At 48.7% G+C, this 316-nt stretch carries 1 protein-coding gene; it reads right to left on the bottom strand.

What is annotated here, in order from left to right:
- Positions 1–63 precede the first annotated feature (63 nt).
- Positions 64–316, bottom strand: a 253-nt coding sequence (locus C173_RS18340) for an integrase core domain-containing protein (RefSeq protein WP_155991551.1), incomplete at its 5' end; no start/stop codon positions are given.

Here is a 316-nt window from a genome sequence, read left to right as displayed (position 1 = left end):
CGGTGCGACCCCCTTATCCCGGAGTCCTCCGTATAAAATCGGTACTTGTTGTAGATATGCTCTTTATTTCGCTTTTTCTCTCGGCCAGAAGAAACTGGAGCGGTCTTCTAGAGTCTGGACCCACTCCGCAAAGGTAACTGGCGGCATGTTCCGAAGGCTTGTATGCATTCTGCGATTGTTGTAAAAGTCCATGTACCGGTCCACCGCTTCATAGGCCTCTTCGAACGTGTCGAAGGCTTCTTTGCGGAATAAATCCCGATCGATATTACTGTGGAACGATTCAATAAAAGCATTTAAATCCGGCGTTCGAGGCGGA

This window comes from Paenibacillus sp. FSL R7-277, assembly GCF_000517965.1.
Taxonomy (GTDB): Bacteria; Bacillota; Bacilli; order Paenibacillales; family Paenibacillaceae; genus Paenibacillus_AQ; species Paenibacillus_AQ silagei.
The sequence above is the reverse complement of the archived record's forward strand: the minus strand, read 5'-3'. Positions and strand labels throughout refer to the sequence as shown.